Origin of the sequence: Arthrobacter parietis (assembly GCF_039530425.1) — a bacterium.
Classification (GTDB): domain Bacteria; phylum Actinomycetota; class Actinomycetes; order Actinomycetales; family Micrococcaceae; genus Arthrobacter_D; species Arthrobacter_D parietis.
This window is the reverse complement of sequence record NZ_BAAAON010000002.1, coordinates 581,267-589,216: the sequence shown is the minus strand read 5'-3', so window position 1 is coordinate 589,216 and position 7,950 is coordinate 581,267. Positions and strand designations below refer to the sequence as shown.

The following is a 7,950-nucleotide window of genomic DNA, read 5'->3' as shown; positions in this document are numbered from 1 at the left end:
GCTCCCGCCCATTGGGCGGGAGCTTCCTGCGTTAACCGGACCGTACGGTTAATCGGACCGTACCTCGGAACTAACGTGTACGCGTTGACACGGTGACCGTGAACCGCGGGTCCCGTGCCACCTGCCTGGTTGGGCCCACAAGCCTCTCGAGCGCCTGCCGGTAGTGCAGATGGCTGTTCCACACCGCCCACAGCTCACCGCCCGGTCGCAGTGCGCGCCCTGCCTCCGCGAACAGCTTCAACGCAATTCCCGCATGTACGGTGTGCCCGGAGTGGAATGGCGGATTCAGGACGATGAGTTCGTCTCCAGCGTCGGATCGTCCTGACAACCCATCTTCGCGCACGACGGCGACCTGCCCGCTGACACCGTTGGCCTCGGCTGTGGCTCTGGTGGCGGCAACGGCGGCCGCCGAGGTGTCAGTCGCTGTGACCTGGAGCGCCGGACGGGTGAGCGCAAGATACGCCGCGATAGTGCCGTTCCCGCAGCCGAGGTCCACGGCGGATGCAGCTGGCGGCGCATGATGAAGGTGCTGCAGCAGCAGCCGCGTCCCTGGATCCAGTTTGGCACCGCCGAAGGTGCCTCCGCAGGCCCGCAGCTGCAGCGGCCGGGGGAGGCCGACGTCGTACTCCGCCGTGGTGGGAAAAGGGCAGGCACCGACAGGCAGGGCACCGGTGGCGGTGAGCACGCGGGATTTCTGCCTCGCCAAGCCGGCTGTTACCGCCCCGAAGTATCGGCCGAGTATCTGGTTCATGGCCGGTGTCATGTGCTTCACCCGGCCGCCCGCTAGCACTGTGACGTTGGGCGAGGCAGCGGCCGCGATGTGCCAGGCAATCTCTTCGAGTGCTTCCAGGGAACGTGGCAGCTGCAGCAGAACCAGCGTGGCGCCGTCGAACAGGTCCGGTCCCAGCGGGTGGAAGGCATACTCCCCTGATAAACCGAGGAGGGCGGCGTTAGCGTCCAACGCGCGTTCGCTGGTGATCGGGTCCTGGTGGACGTGTACTTTCCGCGCTCCCCTGTGTTGGGCGCCCAACGTCAGCGCGCCATGGGTATCACCTACTACCGCGACACCGCCGCTGGCGGGCAGGTGTTCCACCATGGTGTCGAGGAGCAGTCTGTCGGTGGCATCGTAAGCAAAAAGGTTGTCCGCCTCGATATCCGGCCGGCGCCGCAGCTCTGTGAAGGGGAAGTCAGACACAGTCCGCCCACTCCCAGCCGGCAGGTTCCGCAGCCAGCTCTCCCGCGGTGTTCCCCGCCAGCATGCCCTGGAATGCATCCAGCGCTGCGTGGTCGTCCTGCACCGCGACGGTCAGCCCGGTGAACGTCCCTTCATAATCCACCGCCGCAATGATCATGCCTGCTCGCCTCAACTCATTCTCCAACCGGCCTGCAGTCGCGGGCCGTGAATGAGATTCACGACATCAGTTTCGGTCTCCACCCTATGCAGGACTTTGATGAAGCGGGAGCGGCGGATCTCCAACTCATGTCGGTGGTGGCCGGCGATCCTGGTGTAGCGCGCTACCGTTCCCGCCGTCTCACTCACCGTCCAAGTGTAGGCATCCCGGGCGCCGCTGCGCTCCCAATAGCCAACGACGGCGGTAGCCTTAAGTTCATGCTGAGAGTTGGATTGACGGGTGGAATCGCCGCAGGCAAATCTCTGGCAGCGTCGACGCTGCAGGAACTCGGAGCGGTCCTCATTGACGCCGACCAGCTTGCGCGGGCTGTAGTGGAGCCGGGCACGGAGGGTTTGCGGGAGGTTGCGGACGCCTTCGGAAGCGAAGTGCTTCTACCGGACGGCTCGCTGGACCGGCCGGCACTCGGTGCGCGGATCTTCGCCGATCCCGGTGGGCGGGCACGACTGAACGCGATCATCCACCCGCGCGTGCGGCGCGAGGCGGCCAAAGCAGAAGCTGCCGCCCGCGCGGCCGCCGCTGGTGCCGTCGTCGTGCATGACATCCCGCTCCTGGTGGAAACAGGACAGGAGGACAGCTTCCATCTGGTGCTTGTCATTGATGCCCCTCAACAGACGCGCGTGCGCCGCATGATGGAGAACCGCGCGATGACCAAGCAGGAGGCACTGGGACGCGTCGGGGCTCAGGCTGACTCCTCGACGCGCAATGCCGCAGCCGACGTGGTGCTGCACAATGCAGGAAACCCCGCGGACCTGGCCGCTGCGGTCAAGCATTTGTGGGCGAGGCGGATACTTCCTTTCGCCCGCAACATTGACCAGCGGCAGCGGGCAGCACGGCAGGGCGGGCCGGTGCTGGTTCAGGATGGGGACTGGCCCCGGCAGGCCTCACTGCTCATTCGGCGGTTGACGCGGGTGGATCCGCGCGTCCTGGGCGTGGAACACATCGGTTCCACCTCCGTTCCCGGGCTTCCGGCGAAGGACGTTCTGGACCTGCAGCTGACAGTGGCTTCCCTTCACGACGCCGACGGTCTTTCCGACCGTCTGGCTGAAGCGGGGTTTCCACGCCTTCCCGGTATCTGGCAGGACACTCCCACCGCGGAAGTACCGGAACCCGAGAAGTGGCAGAAGCGGCTGCACTGCAACGCTGATCCGGGGCGTCCAGTCAACCTGCACGTCCGTGTGGCGGGTTCACCGGGCTGGGAGTACGCCCTGGCATTCCGCGACTGGCTGCGAACCAATCCGGACATGCTCGCGGCCTACGCGGCCGAGAAGGAACGGTGCGCCGCAATCCACCGCGACGACGCCACCATCGCCGGCTATGCCGCCCGCAAGGAGGATTGGTTCACCACGTTCGCTGCGCCCAGGTTGACCACCTGGAAGAACGACGCCGGCTGGTCGTCCGAGCAGTACCTCCCACGCTGAGCAGTCCGTTCAGCCTCCAGCAAAGAGCACCTCTGCGGACGGTCGTTGTCCGCAGGTGGACGGTAACGTAAGACTATGAGTCTTGCGCAGGAGATCAACCGTGTTGTCGCGCCTTTCGAAGTGATCAGTGAGTACCAGCCGGCCGGCGATCAGCCCACTGCCATCAAGGAACTGTCCGAGCGCATCAATGCCGGCGAGAAGGATGTCGTGCTCCTCGGCGCCACCGGTACCGGCAAGAGTGCAACCACGGCCTGGCTTATCGAGCAGGTGCAGCGGCCCACCCTGGTGATGGTGCAGAACAAGACCCTCGCCGCGCAGCTCGCCAACGAGTTCCGCGAGCTGCTGCCCAACAACGCGGTTGAATATTTTGTTTCCTATTACGACTACTACCAGCCCGAAGCCTACGTTCCGCAGACCGATACCTTCATTGAGAAGGACTCCTCGATCAACGAGGAAGTGGAGCGGCTCCGGCACTCTGCCACCAACGCCCTCCTGACCCGGCGGGACGTAGTGGTGGTGGCGACGGTCTCCTGCATCTACGGCCTCGGGACTCCCGAAGAATATGTTGCCGCCATGGTCACGCTCCGGCGCGGCCAGGAAATGAACCGGGATGACCTGCTGCGCCAGTTCGTCGCAATGCAATACGTGCGCAATGACATGGACTTCCACCGCGGCACCTTCCGGGTGCGCGGAGATACGGTCGAGATCATTCCCATGTACGAGGAGCAGGCAATCCGGATCGAGTTCTTCGGTGACGAGGTGGAGCGCATCTACACGCTGCACCCGCTGACGGGCGAGGTCATCCGGGAGGAGACGGAGATGTACGTCTTCCCGGCCTCGCATTATGTGGCCGGACCGGAACGGATGGGCCGGGCAATCACCAGGATCGAGGATGAACTGCGGGAACGCCTTCAGGAGCTGGAATCGCAGAACAAACTCGTCGAGGCTCAGCGGCTGCGCATGCGCACCACCTATGACCTCGAGATGATGCAGCAGATGGGATTCTGCAACGGCATCGAGAACTACTCACGCCACATCGACGGCCGGATCGGCGGCACCGCACCACACTGCCTGCTTGACTATTTCCCAGACGACTTCCTGCTGGTCGTGGACGAGTCCCACGTGACCATCCCGCAGATCGGTGCCATGTATGAGGGAGATATGTCCCGTAAACGCACGCTGGTGGATCATGGTTTCCGCCTGCCGTCCGCCATGGACAACCGGCCGCTGAAATGGGATGAGTTCCTGGAGCGGATCGGCCAGACCGTCTACCTGTCGGCTACGCCCGGAAAATATGAGCTCAGCAAGTCAGACGGCTACGTCCAGCAGATCATCCGGCCCACCGGCCTGGTGGACCCGGAAGTCATCATCAAGCCCAGCAAGGGGCAGATCGACGACTTGCTCGGAGAAATCCAGATCCGGGTGGAGCGGAACGAGCGCGTCCTGGTCACCACGCTGACCAAGCGGATGGCGGAAGACCTCACCGGTTATCTGCTTGAGCACGGAGTAAAGGTCGAGTACCTGCACTCCGATGTCGACACCCTGCGCCGCGTGGAGCTCCTGCGTGAGCTCCGGATGGGCACTTTCGACGTGCTGGTCGGTATCAACCTGTTGCGGGAAGGCCTGGACCTTCCGGAGGTCTCCCTGGTAAGCATCCTCGATGCAGACAAGGAGGGCTTCCTCCGCAGTTCGACATCGCTGATCCAGACCATTGGCCGTGCTGCCCGTAACGTGTCCGGCGAGGTGCACATGTATGCGGACAGGATCACCGATTCGATGGCCAAGGCAATCGAGGAAACCAACCGCCGTCGTGAAATTCAGGTGGCCTACAACACCAAGCATGGCGTGGATCCGCAACCGTTGCGCAAGCGCATCGCGGACATCACGGACACCATTGCCCGCGAAGACGCCGATACCCGTGCGCTGCTGGAGAAGACGGCGAAGTCCGCCAAGGGCAAGGGGAAGGGCAAGGGTTCAGCGATCCGGCATGACGGTCTGGCCGCGGTCCCCGCAGAGGACCTTACAGACCTGATTAGCCAGCTCACCGCCCAAATGCATGCCGCGGCGGAAGAGCTCCAGTTTGAGCTCGCAGCGCGTTTGCGTGATGAGGTAGGAGACCTCAAGAAGGAGCTGCGGCAGATGCAGTCAGCCGGGCACGCCTGATCCATGCCGGAACAGGGCGGCGCCGGCAGTGGGTCATTTACTGAGATCCGGGTCCACGGCATCGGGGATCATGAGTACTACACCAGTCTCGGGCTGCCCGTTCAGAAGCCGCTAAATGCGTGGGTCCAGGTTGCCACGCCGCCTCCGCTGCCGAACCACCGGCTGCGCATCGTCAACTGGTCGCGTTCCCGCAGGAAACAAGCAGGCTTCCTGTGGTATCTCGCGTTCCCTTTCACGATGGCGAACGTGGCCGGACGGATGGAACCGGCCGGCGCCGGTGCTGCGCGGGCCGCACTTCTGCGAACACTCGTCGGGGTAATCGCAGTAATTCTCACCTTGTCGCAGCTTGCCTGGCTGATCGTGCTCGGCGAGACCGTCCTGCGCTACGTGAGCCTTCCGCCGCCTACGCTGCGAGCGGTCCCGCTAATCGCTGCCTGCCTGCTCACCGCGTGGTTGACGTACCGGTACCGGACCGTGGTGATGGCGCAGTCTGAGCAACATCGCCGCCAATTACTGCCGCTGGCTCATGCGGCAGTCGTGGTCTGCAGCGGTGTCCTGCTGAGCGTCGCGCCGCCGGCCCAGCTTCTCCACCGGGGATGGCCCTCCACCCCCATACCGGGGGGTGCCTCGCGGCTCGACGCGATGGCCCTGTGGATAGCACTCAGTATCGCCATCGGGTTTCTCGTGGCTCTGGTGCTGGCCATCCGCAGCAACGCCGGTATTCACAACGGCAGCAGTCCCAACGCCCCGCTTGCTGCTGCGGGCGTCCTGCTTGCCGTGTCCCTACCCCTCATGCACGCGGTCACTGCGCTTGTCCGCATGCTCCTCGACAACCTGCTCGGCTACATCACCGGCCTGTTTGGCCGGGTTCGTGTGCCCCAACCGCATTCCGGCATCCTGCTTTCCTACGACAATCCGGTCGATCCCGGGGACAGCCGACTCGATCTCTTCCCGTTCCTCGCGCTTATCGCCGCGGCGGCTGCGCTGGTGGCTACCGCCGTCGTGCTGGCCATGGAGCGGGGGCTGGGGCTGCCGCCGGTGACCCGCGGCAAGGCCGCGCGCGGGCGCTGGTGGCACGATGTCTGTGCAGCGGCACCGCGACTGCTGCCCCGGATCCTCCCGTTCGCCGTGGTACTGGCACTGATAACGATGACGACGGCGGTTGCCCTCGGCGAGGGCAGGCTCGGCGGCCCGTGGCTGGCTCTGGCCATCCTGCTGCTGCAGATCGCCGGGGCGGTGGTGGTGCTGGTGGTCTTGCTCGGGCAGCTCCGGACCCTGCGGGAGGTACTGGGCAAGATTGCCGACGTCGCAGGCTTCTGGCCCGTCCGCGACCACCCGCTGGCGGGATCGTCCTACCGGGACGCGGCCGTTGCAGGTATCGCCGAACTGACGAACCGCCACTCCGCGGACGAGGTGGTGCTCGTGGCGCACAGCCAGGGATCGGTGCTCTGCGCGTGGCTCGTAGCCCGCTCACGGATGGCGGAAGCGCATCCGCACCTCGTCACGTCCGGCTCGCCCATCGGGTCCGTGTACGCAGCGTTCTTCCCTCGTACCTTTTCACCGGAACTGCTCGCCGACGTTGCGGACGGCACACGGACCTGGACCAATTTCTGGCGGGATACCGACCCGGTCGGGTTTCCCATTCCGCACGCCGCCAACCGTGAACTGCCGGACCCGCGCGCCGATGGAATCGTACGCAGCCACAGTGACTACTGGACCGAGCCGGGGATTGTGGCGCACGTTGCGGTCCTGGCCGCGCACCATCCCTGAGCCGCTCCACGTTCCCCTTCCGTTCCGAACGCGGGTACGATGGAAGGAACGTAGGGGAGTATCCTTTCGCGCTACGAACGTCAACACGCAGGCCGACGACGGCCGGCCGGGCGTAGCGGTCGCACACTTGGTTGCGACGGAGAGACTTGCGAAATTCCGTTGTACCTTCGAAAGGGACCCTTGTGCTTGAACTGCCCCTTGCCTTTGAAATAGGCACCTTTGTCGTCCTGGGAATAATCCTCCTGCTGGACCTTCTTCTCGTCGTGAAGCGTCCGCACGAGCCCTCCATGAAGGAGGCCGGCCTCTGGGTTGCGTTCTATGTGGGGCTTGCACTGGTCTTTGCGGCCGTCATGTTTGCTGTCACAGGCCCTGAATACGGAGGTCAATTCGTCGCAGGCTGGGTAACCGAGTACAGCCTAAGCATCGATAACCTCTTCGTCTTCATCATCATCATGGCGAGGTTCTCCGTACCGAGGAAATACCAGCAGGAAGTGCTGATGGTGGGCATCATCATCGCGCTGATCCTGCGCGGAATTTTTATTCTGCTCGGCGCTGCGCTGATCAGCAACTTCTCCTGGATCTTCTATATCTTCGGTGCCTTCCTCCTATGGACCGCCTACCACCAGGCAAAGGATTCGGGCGAGGAGGAAGAGGACAAAGAGAACAAGCTCATCACCAAGCTGCGCGGTGTGCTTCCCATGTCCGAGCACTACGACGGCGGCAAGATCCGCACCGTGGTGGACGGCAAGAAGGTCTTTACCCCCATGCTGATCGTGTTCATCACAATCGGCCTGACCGACCTGCTGTTCGCGGTGGATTCCATCCCTGCCATCTTCGGACTGACCGAAAGCGCGTTCATCGTGTTCACGGCGAACCTCTTCGCGCTGATGGGGCTGCGCCAGCTCTACTTCCTGCTGGGCGGTCTGATGACCCGCCTGGTCTTCCTCAAGCACGCGCTCTCGATCATCCTTGCCTTCATTGGCGTGAAATTGATCCTGCACGCGATGCATGAAAATGAACTGCCGTTCATCAACGGCGGCCAGCACATTGAATGGGCTCCCGTGATTCCGACGTTCGTTTCACTGGCATTCATTGTCGCGACAATCGTCATCGCCGTCATTGCGAGCCTGCTAAGCCCGGCCGGCAAGCGTGCAAAGCTCGACGCGGAACTCGCTGCCGACGCCGAG

6 protein-coding genes are annotated in these 7,950 nt (G+C 63.8%); 4 read left to right on the top strand and 2 right to left on the bottom strand.

Annotated features, from left to right (window positions below; translation table 11 throughout):
* Positions 1 to 70: 70 nt before the first annotated feature.
* Entirely contained in the window at positions 71 to 1,195 is a 1,125-nt protein-coding gene (locus ABFX19_RS10935) for a class I SAM-dependent methyltransferase (protein WP_346028296.1), read from the bottom strand.
* Positions 1,188 to 1,352: a hypothetical protein gene (locus tag ABFX19_RS10930; RefSeq protein WP_277357200.1), complete on the bottom strand. Its 165-nt coding sequence runs from the start codon at positions 1,350 to 1,352 to the stop codon at positions 1,188 to 1,190. Before ABFX19_RS10930 ends, ABFX19_RS10935 begins: the two co-directional genes overlap by 8 nt.
* Positions 1,353 to 1,609: 257 nt before the next feature.
* Between ABFX19_RS10930 and coaE the strand changes: the two genes are divergently transcribed.
* The 4 genes from coaE to ABFX19_RS10910 form a co-directional block, all read left to right on the top strand.
* Positions 1,610 to 2,830 (top strand): dephospho-CoA kinase, encoded by a 1,221-nt coding sequence (gene coaE / locus ABFX19_RS10925; protein WP_346028295.1) that lies wholly within the window; start codon positions 1,610 to 1,612, stop codon positions 2,828 to 2,830.
* Positions 2,831 to 2,905: 75 nt separating this feature from the next.
* Positions 2,906 to 4,993 carry an excinuclease ABC subunit UvrB gene (gene uvrB, locus ABFX19_RS10920; protein ID WP_056547518.1) on the top strand — a complete coding sequence of 696 codons (2,088 nt, stop codon included), beginning with the start codon at positions 2,906 to 2,908 and terminating at the stop codon, positions 4,991 to 4,993.
* 3 nt (positions 4,994 to 4,996) lie between these two features.
* Complete coding sequence (locus ABFX19_RS10915) at positions 4,997 to 6,763, top strand: hypothetical protein (protein ID WP_346028294.1); 1,767 nt, start codon at positions 4,997 to 4,999, stop codon at positions 6,761 to 6,763.
* 182 nt (positions 6,764 to 6,945) lie between these two features.
* Positions 6,946 to 7,950: TerC family protein (locus tag ABFX19_RS10910; protein ID WP_346028293.1), on the top strand; the 1,005-nt coding region annotated here is incomplete at its 3' end.